Origin of the sequence: Nostoc sp. JL23 (assembly GCF_017115065.1) — a bacterium.
In the GTDB taxonomy this organism is placed as follows: Bacteria; Cyanobacteriota; Cyanobacteriia; order Cyanobacteriales; family Nostocaceae; genus Nostoc; species Nostoc punctiforme_A.
Window position 1 is genome coordinate 154,591 of record NZ_JABXKN010000059.1, and the last position, 15,749, is coordinate 170,339.

General features: G+C 39.4%; 15 protein-coding genes. 9 read left to right on the top strand and 6 right to left on the bottom strand.

Annotated elements, in window-relative coordinates:
• Positions 1-23: 23 nt before the first annotated feature.
• Complete coding sequence (locus HWQ42_RS12400) at positions 24-1,037, bottom strand: metal ABC transporter substrate-binding protein (RefSeq protein WP_292812361.1); 1,014 nt, start codon at positions 1,035-1,037, stop codon at positions 24-26.
• A 331-nt stretch (positions 1,038-1,368) separates the two neighbouring features.
• On the opposite strand from HWQ42_RS12400, the gene HWQ42_RS12405 reads away from it, so the two are divergent.
• Positions 1,369-2,991, top strand: coding sequence for an iron uptake porin (locus HWQ42_RS12405; protein WP_292812363.1), 1,623 nt, complete (start codon positions 1,369-1,371; stop codon positions 2,989-2,991).
• Between the two features lie 263 nt (positions 2,992-3,254).
• Here HWQ42_RS12405 and HWQ42_RS12410 read toward each other — a convergent pair whose 3' ends face one another.
• Both HWQ42_RS12410 and HWQ42_RS12415 read right to left on the bottom strand, forming a co-directional pair.
• Positions 3,255-3,878: a TenA family protein gene (locus HWQ42_RS12410; RefSeq protein ID WP_292812365.1), complete on the bottom strand. Its 624-nt coding sequence runs from the start codon at positions 3,876-3,878 to the stop codon at positions 3,255-3,257.
• Positions 3,879-3,914: 36 nt separating this feature from the next.
• Positions 3,915-4,685, bottom strand: coding sequence for a pentapeptide repeat-containing protein (locus tag HWQ42_RS12415; protein ID WP_292812367.1), 771 nt, complete (start codon positions 4,683-4,685; stop codon positions 3,915-3,917).
• A gap of 626 nt (positions 4,686-5,311) precedes the next feature.
• Between HWQ42_RS12415 and HWQ42_RS12420 the strand changes: the two genes are divergently transcribed.
• Positions 5,312-5,578, top strand: coding sequence for a toxin HicA (locus HWQ42_RS12420; protein ID WP_012411632.1), 267 nt, complete (start codon positions 5,312-5,314; stop codon positions 5,576-5,578).
• A complete protein-coding gene (locus HWQ42_RS12425) occupies positions 5,562-5,774 on the top strand; it encodes a type II toxin-antitoxin system HicB family antitoxin (RefSeq protein WP_292812408.1) in 213 nt (70 codons plus the stop codon). The genes HWQ42_RS12420 and HWQ42_RS12425 overlap by 17 nt, the downstream gene beginning before the upstream one ends.
• Positions 5,775-6,130: 356 nt before the next feature.
• Here the strand turns inward: HWQ42_RS12425 and HWQ42_RS12430 are convergent, their stop codons facing one another.
• Positions 6,131-7,192: an L-histidine N(alpha)-methyltransferase gene (locus HWQ42_RS12430; RefSeq protein WP_292812372.1), complete on the bottom strand. Its 1,062-nt coding sequence runs from the start codon at positions 7,190-7,192 to the stop codon at positions 6,131-6,133.
• 263 nt (positions 7,193-7,455) lie between these two features.
• On the opposite strand from HWQ42_RS12430, the gene HWQ42_RS12435 reads away from it, so the two are divergent.
• The 5 genes from HWQ42_RS12435 to HWQ42_RS12455 all read left to right on the top strand — a co-directional run bounded on the left by HWQ42_RS12435 (position 7,456) and on the right by HWQ42_RS12455 (position 13,768).
• Positions 7,456-8,871, top strand: coding sequence for a WD40 repeat domain-containing protein (locus tag HWQ42_RS12435; RefSeq protein WP_292812374.1), 1,416 nt, complete (start codon positions 7,456-7,458; stop codon positions 8,869-8,871).
• Between the two features lie 89 nt (positions 8,872-8,960).
• A complete protein-coding gene (locus HWQ42_RS12440) occupies positions 8,961-10,745 on the top strand; it encodes an ABC transporter ATP-binding protein (protein WP_292812376.1) in 1,785 nt (594 codons plus the stop codon).
• Between the two features lie 86 nt (positions 10,746-10,831).
• A complete protein-coding gene (locus HWQ42_RS12445) occupies positions 10,832-12,634 on the top strand; it encodes an ABC transporter ATP-binding protein (protein WP_292812379.1) in 1,803 nt (600 codons plus the stop codon).
• Between the two features lie 201 nt (positions 12,635-12,835).
• Entirely contained in the window at positions 12,836-13,090 is a 255-nt protein-coding gene (locus tag HWQ42_RS12450; protein WP_292729005.1) for a TIGR03643 family protein, read from the top strand.
• A gap of 144 nt (positions 13,091-13,234) precedes the next feature.
• Entirely contained in the window at positions 13,235-13,768 is a 534-nt protein-coding gene (locus tag HWQ42_RS12455) for a dihydrofolate reductase family protein (protein WP_292812381.1), read from the top strand.
• Between the two features lie 53 nt (positions 13,769-13,821).
• Here the strand turns inward: HWQ42_RS12455 and trxA are convergent, their stop codons facing one another.
• Both trxA and HWQ42_RS12465 read right to left on the bottom strand, forming a co-directional pair.
• Positions 13,822-14,160 carry a thioredoxin gene (gene trxA / locus HWQ42_RS12460; RefSeq protein WP_292729011.1) on the bottom strand — a complete coding sequence of 113 codons (339 nt, stop codon included), beginning with the start codon at positions 14,158-14,160 and terminating at the stop codon, positions 13,822-13,824.
• Between the two features lie 220 nt (positions 14,161-14,380).
• Positions 14,381-14,734 (bottom strand): hypothetical protein, encoded by a 354-nt coding sequence (locus HWQ42_RS12465; RefSeq protein WP_292812383.1) that lies wholly within the window; start codon positions 14,732-14,734, stop codon positions 14,381-14,383.
• Between the two features lie 664 nt (positions 14,735-15,398).
• On the opposite strand from HWQ42_RS12465, the gene HWQ42_RS12470 reads away from it, so the two are divergent.
• On the top strand, positions 15,399-15,614 hold the full coding sequence (locus HWQ42_RS12470; protein WP_099101757.1) for a hypothetical protein: 216 nt from the start codon (positions 15,399-15,401) through the stop codon (positions 15,612-15,614).
• The last annotated feature ends 135 nt before the right edge of the window (positions 15,615-15,749 follow it).

Sequence of the window (15,749 nt, forward strand, 5' to 3'; positions counted from 1 at the left end):
AGGACAACTGATAAATGACAAATCTATTTACACGATGTTTCCAAAGTTTGCAAATTAGCTTTCATTGCCTTGAAATAATGTTGTGGATCTGTTTCGCCAGTTTCTAGAGAATCCAGAGTACGCAAATTTAATTTCAAGTCTTTAGAGAGGCTGTTCAGCAGTTTATTATCTACTCCTGGTTCGCTAAATAAAGCTTTAACTTTGTATTTTTTCACAGCGCTGACGGCATTTTGCACATCTGTTGGTGAAAGTTGATCTTCGGGAATTTGCACCACAGCAACTTGCTTGAGGTTGTAGCGTTTGGCTAAATATGGAAACGCATCATGAAAGGTAATAAAGGTGCAAGTGGGATTTTTCTGCAAAGTCTGCTGAAATTCACTGTTTAAACTTTCTAATTCTTTAATATAAGCTGTAGCATTTGCTTCGTAAGTAGCTTTGTTCGCCGGGTCGACAGCAATTAATCCATCTCGAATATTTGTTACCTGCTGTTTTGCTAAAATTGGATCTAACCAAACGTGCGGATTACCCTGACTATGTTCGTGGTCTTTTTCATCTGGCGTCGTTTTGACGACAGGTGAAATTTCATTTAAGGGTTTAATATCTTTACTAGCATCAATTTCAGTTAATTTGGGATTTTGGGCATTTTTGACAGTACCTTCCAGAAATTCCTCCAAGCCTAAACCATTTTTTACTAAAACCTTAGCAGTAGCGATCGCTTTGACATTTCCTGGTGTCGCTTGGTATTCATGTACCTCCGTACCAGGTGGCACTAGTATTTCTACATCTGCCACATCCCCAGCTACTGCCTTAGTAAACAAATAGATCGGCAAAAATGTCGCTACTACTTTAGTTTTTCCCGACTGTGGCTGTGAGGTAGAAGCAGCTTCCTGTGTTTGCGGCGACTGTTCGGAAGTTGTTCCCTGATTTGGATTCGATTGGCTACACCCAGTAGTCATCGACAACATTAGCAGAGCAATTATGGACAAGATGCCGCTTCTTTGCTTACCTGTTCTAATTTCTCTACAATTCACAATCACGATATTTCTCCTCAAAACGGATGCTTGTTCTACCTCTGTCATCATCGCTATTGACAATGGGAAGTATTCTAAATTTTATACTATAATAATTCTCATTCTCATTTTAAGTACATAATATCATTCTGAGTTTGCAGTGTAATGAGTAACAACAAAACTTTTTCAGACGGTATAGCCCTCTGCAATTTAGTTTTCCCTGAATAATTAGGATTTCTTGACTTCTTTATTAAAAAGGTTGCTTAATTCTGATAAGATTGCTGACAAATATTCTCATAAAATACACGTTTTTTAAACGTGGTTTGGGTGTGAGTTGGAGATCAGTGTGAGGAGAGAAATGCAAAAATTCTGGAAATATCTGCTAGTTAGTCCAGCAGTCTGCGGTGTCATGCTATTTGTGAATACTGCTACATTTGCAGGTGAAACATCGAGTAAATCTGAAATTAATCAACCGCAAGTTTTAGCTAATCCAGATGCAAGAGCTACGAACATCGCCCCAGATCAGAAAATGGGACAAGTTACCTCCGTGTCTCAATTTTCTGATGTACAACCCACTGACTGGGCATTCCAAGCATTGCAATCCTTGGTTGAGCGGTATGGCTGTATTGCAGGATACCCAAATAGTACTTATCGCGGTAATCGGGCATTAACGCGATATGAGTTTGCTGCTGGTTTGAATGCTTGTCTCGATCGCGTTAACGAACTTATTGCTACAGCCACTGGCGATTTAGTTAACAAACAAGATTTAGCCACATTACAAAAGTTGCAAGAAGATTTTTCCGCAGAACTGGCGACACTCAGAGGTCGTGTGGATGCAGTAGAAGCTAAAGCTGCTGAATTGGAGGCAAATCAGTTCTCAACTACAACTAAATTGCAAGGACAAGTTGTTGCAGTTGTTAGCGATGTGTTGTCAGGAAATACAGTCAACGGTGCAGAAATTACAGACGAGAATACAACTTTAGGGGTACGAGCGCGCATAGAATTAGTAACCAGCTTCACAGGGAAAGATACACTGTTTACCAGAATCCAGGCTAATAATATTCTCAGCCCTAACATTGGTACGCCAGAGGGTAACTTGTTTTTTACTGGCGAGGATGGTACTACTGATGCTGCGATAGATGCCTTGTTCTATAGATTTCCCTTGGGTGAAAAAACGGAGGTTGTCGCTATTGCTAATGCAGGTGCAGCAGACGACCTTACCAGCACTGTCAATCTCTTTGATGGTGATGGCGCTTTTGGTGCTTTGTCTACCTTTGGTACACGTAACCCAATTTATAACCAAATAAATGGCGCGGGATTGGGAGTAACATACGAGTTCAGCGAAAAATTGGCATTAAGTCTAGGGTATTTGAGTGGTACAGCTAATAACCCTACACCGAATAATGGTTTGTTCAATGGTTCTTATGGTGCGTTGGCACAGCTGACAGTTAAACCAAGCGATCGCATTTCTATCGGTTTAACTTACATCAATTCCTACAATCAACCACTACTCACAGGTAGTAATGCCGCCACTTTCCAGGATATAGCAGCTATCCAGGGTTTACCAGAAGATCAAGTAGGATTTTCCAGTAATTCTTACGGCGTCCAAGCATCCATTGGCATTACTGATAATATCGTCTTGGGTGGTTGGGCTGGATACACCAACAGCCAAAGCTTGAGAGGAACCCGTGGAGACGTTGATATTTGGAACTATGCTGTCACCTTGGGATTCCCTGACCTCGGTAAAAAAGGTAACTTAGCAGGGATCATCGCTGGTATGGAACCGAAAGTGACAAGTTCTGACATCGCAGGGTTGGATAGCGATCCTGATACATCCTATCATCTTGAAGCGTTCTACCAGTATAAGCTGAGTGACAATATCACCATTACTCCTGGAGTCATCTGGTTAACATCTCCAGATCACAACGACACTAATGATGATGTTGTTATTGGTGCATTGAGAACCACATTCAGTTTCTAATTTTTTAAATCTTAAAAGAAGACGCAAAGGAGAAATTTGCGTCTTTTCTTTTGTGTATAGTTTTAAAAACAGAACTCAACATTTTTACTGGGCTTGATATCTTCAAACAATGTAAGTTTGACGGTTAGGAAACGTCAAATAATACCAATTTGAAAAATGATTGCGACAGATGGAAAACTGAAACACTTATCTAATGGATGTTTCACAATCCAAAATCTAAAATCTAAAATCCAAAATGGTATAAGATTCCTGTATGAATTTGCTCAACTGAACATCCACGCAGCCTGAAAAAAGTCGCGCTCACAAAACATCGCATAACGATAAGTTGAATGCACAACAGAATCAGTAACGGCATAATTGTCAACCAAATTTTCTAATTGTTGTGTTAGTGGTTGAAAATCTGCGCTGCTATAAGTACGAATCCAGTCTGCATATTGATGATTAGGAATACCGTTACAAGCCAATTTTTCTCCTAAAAAGGCATACAAACGCATACAAGGAGACATTGCCGCAGCAGTCAAACCTACATCTTTGCTCCAAGCAGTTGCTAACAAAAAATCAGTATAGCGACGGGTGGCAGATGCAGGTTCTACAGCATACAAATTGACTCCCCACTCAGAAGCATAGGCACTATGCAGCCTTAGTTCTTCTAAAACTCCACTAGCTAAATTATGAAATGTGGTGAAACCTAACCAGTCTGGTGCTTTAGCTGAGGCGATACTGTAGGCACGGGCAAAAGCTTCTAAGAAAAAAGCATCTTGCCCTACGTAGTAAGCAAATTTAGCTTGCTCAAGAGTACCATCACCAATGCCTTGAACGAAAGGATGCTCTAGGCAAGCTTGGGCTAAGTCTTGATTTGCTGCCCATAATTCGTTAGATAAAATCATTTTTTATTTGTCATTTGTCAACTGTTATTATCCCCTTTAAAAAGGGAAGAACTGGAGCAAGACTGAGCCAATACTTCCCAAAAAGTCAACGAAGCTGGGTTTACCAGTACTTACCTTCTCATTGACGGGTGTTTGCAGTTCTTTTATAAAAGTTTGGGCTGTTAGGGTTCCAGTGCTGTTGTTTTGGGATGTAAACAATTTTTCTGCAACTTGAGCATCTTGAAATGCACCTTGTCTATCTAGTATTTGGTAACGGGCGACACCACGAGCGAGATAGGCATCCGCATATTCTGGTTTAATTGCGATCGCTTGATTAAAATAACTAATTGCTTGCTGTTGGTTGCCTTTTTGCCCTTCTGCTACACCCAAAGCATAAAATTCTGCTGGTGAAGCAATTTGTGATGGTATCGCAACTGCACCTTGAAAGTTAGTCCCATTTAAGTAAGCGCCAGTTAGTTCTGCATTTGCTAAATAAGTATTTCTCAAATCAGCACCCGTCAAATTTGCCCCATTAAATTTAGCGTTGCTCAGATTAACGCCAAATAAACTTGCGCCACTTAAGTTTGCACCCCGCAAATCTGCACCGCTCAAGTTTGCACGGCTGAGGTTAGCACCTGTAAGATTAGCACCGCTTAAATTGGCGCCAGATAAGTCAGCCATCACTAAACCTGCACTCGTCAAATCACAGTTTTGACATTGTTTGGTTGCCAATAACTGTTTAACATGTTCAGAATTTGCTGCTTGTACGGTTGTTGTCAAACTAATCGTGGTTAGAAATGCAACTGCACTTAGAAGTAGGCTTTTCATATTTATGTAATATTTTTTACTCAATAACATTATTAACTGAGATGGATTTATACCTCAGCATTATGATATGAGCAATCTCAATAATTTGCCCTCTGTAGTTGCCTAGATCACTTATAAATTGGTGATACCTTTTCTATGGAATGTTACGCTAAAGGATTCTAGAAAAGTCATGAAAGTATAAATCGAGCCGATATAAAGACTGACAACCCCAGTAAAAAGGGTAAATGAGCATCATTCGTCAAGACAAATGATACACTCCACTAGAGGCGAAACTGGTGTTACAAAATTAAACTCACTGCAAAATATCACTTCCAAGAAATCATCTGTAACATCCAAATAATTAGTATTTTTTAAAATCAAGTCAATTACTAGAGCAGTATCCAAGCCTAAAGTTTGCCCTATAACTGGACTAGCACTGCAAGACGGAATTAAAAATTAAAAATTAAAAATGAATACAGCATAAGGGTTTCGTTGATTTGGAATGATTGGTTTATTTTCGCCGTGTTCTACTAGTAATTGTCATCAGGGATGCTCTGACTCAGGAGCAAAATGATAGATTTGCTTTTGGATACCCTGATTTTAAATAAATATGAGACTATAGAAACATTAAAGTATTCAAAAAAAACGTGAGTCAGCAAGACAAACTCTTAGACAAAATTCTCTCTGGGACTTCTGATACAGATATCCCCTTCGCCCAACTGTGGCAACTTTTATATACGCTAGGCTTTGAAGAACGGATTCGTGGCGATCATCGTATTTTTGTCAAAGCCGATGTTGAGGAAATATTGAACCTGCAACATAAAAAAGGAAAAGCCAAAAGTTATCAAATTAAACAAGTTCGGGCAGTGATTCTCAAATATAAGCTAGGAAGTAAAAATAATGTTTCGGTATGAAATTATTCTCTACTGGAGTGAATTAGATCGAGCCTTTATTGCTGAAGTCCCAGAGTTATCAGGCTGTGCTGCTGACGGTGATACTTATCAAGAAGCCCTGCATAATGTAGAATTAGTTATGCAGGAATGGATAGAAACTGCTAAAGATTTGGGGCGTCCAGTTCCTGAACCTAGACCACGTTTGATGTACATTTAATTGATACACAAACCAAGTTAAACTGATTTTTTAGCATCATCAAAAATATTTAATACCATATTAGATACGGATCGTAAAAATTTTCGCTAAAAGACCTAAAAAATTCTACTGGCTGCCATTATGGTATCTAAGTTATAGCGATTCTCATTTGAATGGGTACACGGTTGCCCATTATTGTCAACTTAAGCTCAAACGCTTGTACCACAAGTCGAATTACCCCCCTTAATCCCTCCTTATAAAGGGGAAAAACAAGAAAATCCGGTTCCCTCCCCAATATATCGGGGAGGGCTAGGGTGGGGTAAAAGAATATTTGATACATTAATCATAACTTTTCAAACATCCTCTAAGTGAAGAACTTAGTTAGTAGCAACCTTACAAATCACCATAATATGTGATTTGTATTTGTTAGTAGTATAGTGAATAAGTTTTAATCCAGAACGTTCTAGTTCTTGCAATAGTTTAGGTATTTCATACTTGTGATGCCGCCAAATAGTAATCTCTTCACCTTTAGAGATTTCAATATTTTTATCTATACCCATCCGACTAAAATTTATAGTGTAATCATGACGTAGTTTCAGATTAGCAACAATACTATCTGTTTTTAAATCGTATTTTCTCACTAGTTCACAATCTTCAGATTTAATGCCAATCTTCTTTTTCACCCATCCATATACTTCTTCTACATGATACTTGCAGCCCCCTCTAACTATTCCATCCCATGTAGAGTTAGAACCAGTTTCGTTAGTAAATACTAAAAGATCATTTTTTCCCATGCTATCTCTAAAGTTTTTAAACACCTCATCTCTATTTTGATGATTTCCAATGGTAACTCCTAAGTGTAAAAATATTTTAGCTGTGTCGTCCATTTCAAGGCTAGCTTGATTTTGGAATAAAATTTTGGGTACACAACTACTTTCTATGTCAATTGTAGAACTGAGAAACTCTATTAATGGAAACCATTTTTTAAAATTACTTTTAGAGACATGAAGCAATTCTTCACTAATATCTAAGGCAATATATTTGTTAACCTTTTCTAATTTATTTAGTCTGCGAATAAACTTTTTAACTGGATAGGAATTACCTGCACCAACGTCTATAATATTTACTCTATCACCAGATTTTATATTACCATTCAGGTATTTAAAATTATCTTTTAAAAGGTCAATTTCTACATTTGCTCTTCCATACCATCTAGGAATAGCATATTTCAGATAAAAATCGTTCCAAATTTTTGCACCTCTCCCTTTATAAGAATACTTGAGAGGAATTTCTCGTCTGACTTCTAATGCATGAATTATCCCTAAAACTTCTTCTTCACAAAAAAGAGAGTAGAACTCAGAACTTGGCTTTGCTGTGCGACTGATAGCAGGTGAAATATCTAAGGGAAGTTGGGAATTGCTATGAAAATTTTCAGCCATTATTCTTGTTCTTTAGTTTTTTCGGTCTTGAAATTGATTAGCCGCAATGCTTGCTAAAAATGTATTATCCCATACCACTATCCCAAAACTTGAAATTTTAATCACAAATAATTTGCCGCAAGTCATACAGTATTTAATCAAAAAAAACATAAACCTTGCTACTCTTCTTTTGGCAGAGATGCTATGCTAACGGGAAAGCTCCGCAAACGTCGTTCCTTTTCGCAATTACATATTAGATTTAATTATGTCTGCCTACTTACATTATGGTAGATAATTCCCAAGAGCCAAAAGAGCATGATATATCTCTGTGCGGTCATTCTAAATTCCCCGCAGACGGTGTAGTTTTGGGAGAACTTGAAAGAATTAACCAGTTGATGGCGTATGGAAGGATTGAGCAAAAAGTTGATGCTCTTCTGGATGCTTTTGAATATGGTCAAGCTGCCTTAGAAATAATTATTCATTCGTTGCATGACTCTTCAAGAGAAGTGAGGGAAGCTGCCTATTTTCTATTTCAAGAAAGTACAGAATTGTCAGCAAAAGAGGTATTACAAGAATATATACCCTATGAATTTTTTAAATGCCTTCATGCATGGAATGGGGAAACTGTAATGTCTTTGTGTTTTTCAATCAGTTCAGATTGGAAAACTCTAGTAAGTGTTGATAATGGAAAGTGCAACCTTTGGGATTTAATAACAGGTCAGCTAATACGCACTTTGGATATAGATTTACCAAATGATGATGTTGATGATGTTACTGATTATGTTAATATCGCTTTCATTCCTGATACGCAAACCCTTCTCATTGCATCTGAAGGTATAGTAAGCGTATTGGACATACAAACAAACGAGATAATTCGCACTTTAAAAGGGAATTACGCTGGCTCTTTCGCTACCAATTTGCTGAATAAAACAACCATCTATCTTGGTCGTCGCGATCGTGATGACTACTCTGACTCTGAACATCCTGTTCAAGTCTGGAATTTACAGACAGGTCAGCTAGTTAGTACAATATACGGGCATAATACAGGTGAAGAGAGTGACCTGATAATCAACCCCTCAGAGCAGTATATCACTATTATGTATTGTCACTTTAAGGATGCACATGGTTTTTATGACATAGTTCTTAAAATGTGGGATTTACAAACTGGTGAACGAATTGATACATTTAATGTGCCTCTTAGTAAATCGGATAAAACTTTTTTCCCTACCTTAAGCGAAGATGGAAAAACTCTTGTTACTTGCAGTGTGGATGCCAGCATCAAAGTGTGGAATTTACAAACAAAGAAGATAATTCATATTTTTCAAGGTCATCGACTTATTCACGGTCATCAACCTATTTTCCTAAATCCCCAAGCCAATATTCTTGCAAGTGGAGGGCAGGATAATAGAATTAATACTATCATTTTATGGGATTTAATTAGAGGAGAAAAAATACATACACTTCAAGGTTCCGCACCTGTGGCTTTCAGCACAGATGCTAAAGTTATCGTTAGTGGAGGTGCAGACAATACAATCATTGTGTGGGATTTACAAACGGGTGAAAAACTTTGCATACTGGAAGGTCATTCATCTCGAATTGTAGACATTGCTATCAGCCCAGATGGTCAAACTATTGTCAGTTCCAGTGACGTTAGTAGTTACTTTGCTAACGATGCTACTATCAAAGTCTGGGGAGTGTGATAATACTAACACCCTAGATGGACTAGCCAATTGGTTTTTTACAATCAAAAATAGGAGATAATTTTCCAAAGATAGAGGGGTAAATACCATTGGTTCAACAAGCAGAACTTCAGGAAACTTCAACTTCGTCAATCAAGTCAACCCAGCGTGTGCTTAAGAGTTTAAGCACTTACCGATGGACTTCACTGGGAGCATTAGTCAGCTTATTGCTGTTAACGATCGCAAACGCTGTAACCCCACAATTATTTCGGTGGGGAATCGATCAAGGGATCACGCAAAAAAACCTCCAAATTGTGCTATATAGTGCCGCCTGGATGGTAGTTGCTGCGATCGCTCGTGGTGTATTTAACTTTGGACAAAGCTATCTAGCAGAAGCAGTGTCTCAGGGTGTTGCTTATGACCTGCGAAACAAAATTTTCAGCAAGATTCAAAATCTCAGTTTCAGCTTTCATGACCAGTCGCAGACTTCTCAACTACTAACCCGCGTCACCAGCGATATTGAGCAGATCCGCACCTTTGTTGGCACTAGCTTAATTCAAGTCGTCGGCTCAATTGTGACATTGGTGAGTATTTCGGTAGTTTTGCTGCTGATGAACTGGCGATTAGCACTAATTACCCTCACAGTAGTGCCCATCGCTGCATGGTTGATGGCGCGATTCATCAACCAAAATAACAAGCTTTTTCGGCAAGTACAAGAGCAACTGAGCAACCTGAATGCTGTATTGCAAGAGAACTTGCTAGGAATCCGGGTAGTTAAAGCTTTTGTGCGGGAGTCAACCGAAAGGTCGCGTTATACAGCTCTGAATGATGGCCTAGTCAAGGCAAACATGAAGACCATTAGCGCCATCCGTGATACTTTCCCGTTGATCTTTTTGCTGAGTAATTTGGTAACACTGGCCGTTTTCGCCTATGGGGGAGCGCAGGTGATTGGAAATCGGTTCTCCATTGGCGAACTGGTGGCGTTTAACTCCTACCTAGCATTGATTCTCCAACCGATTTTGTTAATTGGATTTGCCGCACCCGCGATCGCTCAAGCAGCTGCCTCTGCCGAACGAGTTTATGAAGTTGTGGATGCAGAGGTAGAAATTCGCGATCGCCCCGGCGCTGTGCCCTTTGACACCTGCGGTGGTAGAATTACCTTTGAAAATGTTTCCTTTCGCTATCCCGGAGCGACAACCGAAACTCTGAAAGAAGTATCCTTTGAAACCAAGCCTAACGAGCTAATCGCCGTTTTAGGAATGACTGGTTCGGGAAAAAGCACAATTATGAACCTAATTCCCCGCTTTTACGATGTTACCAAGGGAGCAGTTCGTATTGATGGACGAGATATAAAAAGTTTCACACTCAAAAGCCTCAGATCGCATATTGGTATTGTCTTTCAGGAAACCACCCTCTTCTCTGGCACAATCCGCGAGAATATTGCTTACGCCAAACCTGATGCCACCTTAGAGCAGGTGATTGAAGTTGCAAAAACCGCCCAAATGCATGATTTTATTAGCAGTCTAGCCGATGGCTACGAGACGATTGTGGGTGAACGGGGCGTAGGCTTATCTGGTGGACAAAAACAACGAATTGCGATCGCTCGTACCTTACTAACCGATTACAGCATTCTGATTTTGGACGATAGTACGTCGGCTGTTGATGCCAAAACTGCTGCCCAAATTCAAGCCGAACTAGATGGCTTAATGCGTCAAAAAGCTTGTACAACCTTTGTAGTGGCTCAACGCATTAGCACCGTTAAAAATGCCGATCGCATTTTTCTCATGGACAAAGGACGATTGGTAGCACAAGGCACTCACGAGGAATTGATGCAAACCAGTCCACTCTACGGTGTAATTTTGGAATCTCAGGTAAAGGCGAAGGAGAAAAAATGATCTCCAATTAGCATAATTAATTTTGCTTACAGCCTTGTAATAAAGACTTTTAATCTAAAATCCAAAATCTAAAATCCAAAATTTTTATGAGAGGCACCATTCCCGTTGTTGCATCTGAGGAAAACGCGAGTCAGAAACTTTCCACCCTGCGGCGCTTTTTACAATATGTGCTACTTTATCGCAAAGAAATTCCCATCGCCCTGACATTAGTATTAATTGGTGCCATAACTCAGGCAGTTGGGCCATTCTTTCTCGGCTGGTCGATCGATCATCTGATTGCACAAGGGAATTTGCAAGGACTGCTGGTATTGTTAGGGCTACTAGGGTTGAACTATGGACTTGGTGTCTTAGCAATTCGGGGTCAAATTATTCGAGTCGGCTGGATTATGCAGCGATTGCTGGCTCAACTAAGGCAAGATATTTTCATTAAAATCCAAAGTCTGCCACTCAGCTTTTTCGATCGCAGCGAAGCAGGCGATTTAATGAGCCGATTGCTGAATGATGTCAACACCGTGAATCAAGCATTTGGACTGACGATCGCTCAAATGCTGGGCAACACTTTCAGTTTAATTGGCATTGTGATTGCCATGCTCTCAATCAACCTGCAACTTGGTTTGTTGAGCAATCTGGTTGTGCCACTGATGATTTTTACCACAAGCTTATTTGCGCGTTGGGCAAGAGCTAGATTTCGCGTCACCCGACAAACCATTGGGGAACTTTCTGCCAAGTTAGAAGAAGATATTGGCAGCGTGCGAGAAGCGCAAGCATTTAATCGCGTACAGATGAATATTGAAGAATTCGATGTTCTTAACGCCGCTAATAGAGATGCCAACGTTGAAGCTGTAGCAATTACTTCAGCCTTTTTACCCTCCATCGATTTTCTCAACACATTAGCAACGGCAGGCGTGCTAGCCTATGGCGGTTATCTAGCGGTAACAGGAGCTGCAACAGTGGGTGTAGTGACATCCTTTTTACTTTACGTCCAGCAGTTTTTCCGTCCTATTCAAATTCTCAGCCAGTTTTATACTCAAGCTCAATCTGCTTTCGCCGGATTAGAAAGAATCTTTCTATTATTAGATGAACCGTCAGAACTTAAAGATGCACCCGATGCCACAGAAATGCCGCCTATTCAAGGTGAGGTGACATTCTCGAATGTCAAATTTGGCTATAACCCAGATCAACTGGTTCTCAGAGGAGTGAATTTGCACGCCTATCCAGGGCAGATGGTTGCATTAGTCGGGCCAACCGGTTCGGGAAAAAGTACAATTATTAACTTGATTTTGCGCTTCTATGATGTATCAAGCGGTGCAGTCAAAATTGACGATCTTGATGTGCGTAGCGTGACTCAAGCAAGTCTGCGCCGTCAAATTGGCATCGTCCTGCAAGATAATATTTTGTTCACCGGTACCGTCGCCGAAAATATAGCTTTTGGCGCTCCTTACGCCACTCAAGCTGATATCGAAGCGGCTGCACAACTGGCAAATGTGCATGAGTTCATTACCTCACTACCACAGGGTTATACAACTCAATTAGGCGAACGGGGAGCGCCTTTGAGCCAAGGACAGCGACAACTAATCAGTATTGCTCGTGCGGTATTAATTAATCCCCAAATTCTGATTCTCGATGAAGCCACCAGCAGCATCGATACCCGCACAGAAGCGCTAGTACAAAGTGCGATCGCTCGTTTGCTCCAAGGTCGTACTAGTTTCGTAATTGCCCACCGCCTCAGTACAGTTACTCAGGCAGATCAGGTATTAGTAATTCAGCAAGGGCAAATTGTAGAGCAGGGTACTCACGCCCAACTCGTTAATCAGCAAGGTGTTTATGCCAACCTTTATGCTCTCCAACTGGGTGCAGCAGACACAATGGTTCTTCAAAACGAAAAGTAAAATATATTTGAAGAAGGAGTCAGAATCCAGAATTCAGAATTAATTTAGTGGTGGGTTTGAATTCCCCATTAATTTAAAGACCACTAAATTTAAAATTTAGCGGATTCTTAAACCCACTTATTCGTCCGCTAAGAATATTTATTTCATACTGAATTCTGACTCCTGATTCCTGAATTCTTTTTTTATTTGCCAGCAAAAAAAATGAAGCTACCTAACCTAGATTCGGAAACCATCGATCGCATTATTGAAATGGCATGGGAAGATAGAACATCTTTTGATGCGATTGAGGCTCAGTTCGGGCTGTTGGAGAAACAGGTAATCGCCCTAATGAGGCGCGAAATGAAAGAATCTAGTTTCAAGATGTGGCGAGAACGAGTCACCAAACGCAATACGAAGCATTTATCTCAGCGAGAATTTATTGCAGGTCGGTTTAAATCGCATAATCAAAAAACGTAAGTAATTGGGTAAACGTTGGCGTAGCCCGTCGTAGATATCGCTGTTTTGTGATATAAACCAACAAAGGCTAAAACTACTGTAAAAAGAAGTAAGCCTGTGTTCGCTTGCACTCATTGAGTGAAAACTACCAAATTCACAAGCACAATGACGAAAGTTACACTCTACATTGCAGCTAGTTTGGATGGCTACATTGCTCGCAGCGATGGCGGAATTGAGTGGCTATCAATCCTTGATACAGAAGATGAAGACTACGGTTACACTGATTTTTACGAATCGATTGATGCGATCGTCTTAGGTAGCAAGACGTATGAAGTAGGGCTGGGTTTTGATCGATGGCCTTATCCAGAAAAAAAATCCTTCGTATTCACCCAACGTCATCTTCAATCCGATCGTGAGGACGTTGTGTTTGTTTCTGACCCATTAAAACAAGCGTTAGCTAATATAGAGGCTCAAGGTTTTAAAAATATCTGGCTAGTTGGTGGCGGAAAATTAATCAATTCGTTTCTTCAGCACAGCTTGATTGACGAATATATCATTTCAACGATTCCAACTATCTTAGGTGGCGGTATATATCTTTTCCCACCACCTACCCCTGAAGAAAAATTGGAGCTGATTAACTCAAAACAATATTCAAGTGGTTTACTGCAAGCGCATTATAGGCGAAAAGGAAATTTTTAAAAGAATTCGTAATTCTTAATGATGTTCTCTACGAATTACGAATTACGAATTATTTAAAGAAGCTTCTGAACAGCATTGCTAAAGTCTTCGTAAGGAGAAACCCCCACAATGGTTTCTGCTAAAATACCATCTTTGAAAATTAAAACTGCTGGAATACTGCGAAGACCAAATTTTTTGAAAATGGGCTTATTGCTGTCAACGTCTACCTTAACAACTTTAGCGCGACCTTTGTATTCTTCAGCAAGTTGCTCCATTAAGGGACTGACTAAGCGACAGGGGCCACACCAAGTAGCAGTAAAATCAACAACAACAACTTTCTCTTCACTTCCATTTAAAACAACATCAAATTCACTTTCTTCAACGTAAGTAACTATGTCAGTATCAGTAGACATTTTTTAATTCCTTAGTGTCAAACTCAAATTTCAGCAAAAAGCTAACTATACAAACTATACTCCCTTCTGAGTGTCAGATTCATTAGTTACCTACATTCATGGGAAACTCCTGCACCTGATTTTTACTTGTGATGGTATATTTAATAACTTAGCTTTTTGTACGTGGGGTGCGATCGCATAACACACCCTACCAACCAACCTAATCCAAAAACCCATACCTTCAAGGCATAGAAGCGTCAATAGTCATCCTGCTGACCAAATAGTCTAACAACCCAATTGTGCCGACAAAAAAAGTATAAGTTGCATATTTTATTGGCATCTTTTGTCTAGAAGGTGCATAAAAAGCTGCTATAATGCTCTCAACAAAATGGCTCATCATGGCAAAACGCTCAATCCAAAAAATTGGATTCAGGCTGCTTGGTACATTAATATTAGTTATGATTGCATAAATATTCCACGATTCCAATCCAATTGCGCTTGTTATAAGCACTGTAGATATAATTTTTACAAAGGTATAAATCTTTTTCTTGATAAACTTTAAATCCATACTGTTCATACAAATAATATTTAACATATCTACAAAACTTGGAAAATTAACAGACAAGTTAATGTGTGTTGTCTCAAAATTTGCCCTAAGTCAACCAATTTTATCTCATGATTTCCATTTTTGTAAAAGCCTACAAAATTATAGGTATAGTACAGAGTTAAATTAGCACAGCTAGCTATACGCCCTCATGAATATCTGGCATGGCAACCTCTATATTAGGAACTTACAAAAAATAAATTATCCCAAGTTATTTGTACATTTGTATTAGGGCGCACATCTGTGCATTGGTGTCAACTTAAGCCAAAACTCTTTTAAAATCTCGTTTCCAGCCTCTGGCTGGAAATGCTAATCCTGGCGACTCTGCCGCCACTCAAGAGGTGGAACCTCAACGACGGGCATTCCCAGTCGGAGACTGGGAACGAGATAACAAGATAATCTGCTAAAAGCTTTTTTTAGCACTGGCTTTAAGCTTAAGTTGGCACTAATGACATCTGTGCGCCCCTAAGATGAGATGTTTTTTAACTGGAAGTCCCTTAAGTCAATATTCCCAAAATTTTGAGAAGACAACAGGCTAAAAACTATGAACCATCAAGATTAAATCACCAGATATTTAAAAAATGACAAAAGTGTGGAATAATACATAAGTGGAAAATTTCATTGCACTCCATAGATTGATAATAAATGTAAAGCTATGATTGCTCAACATTACAACTCAATTCATGTTGAAAATGACTTGCTTAAACAAATCAAAATTAAAGAAAATCAACTCAAAATTGCCCAAGAGTCTGAGATGCTTCATGTAGCAGAAGAATTACAGAGTCAATTATTAAAGCTACAGTCTCAATTATCAGAACCACAAGAGCAAGACGTTGAAATTCAAGCCTTGATGAGTTTGCTAGACGAATAAGATTGTAAAATTTTATTGCTAAATTTATTGAAAATATAAAACCTCTGTTAGCCAAAAGCAAAGCATAGTGATTGTGATGCCTGGGAATGTAACTTATGTGCTACAGCTTAAGAATTAACAGCACAAGCAAAAGCC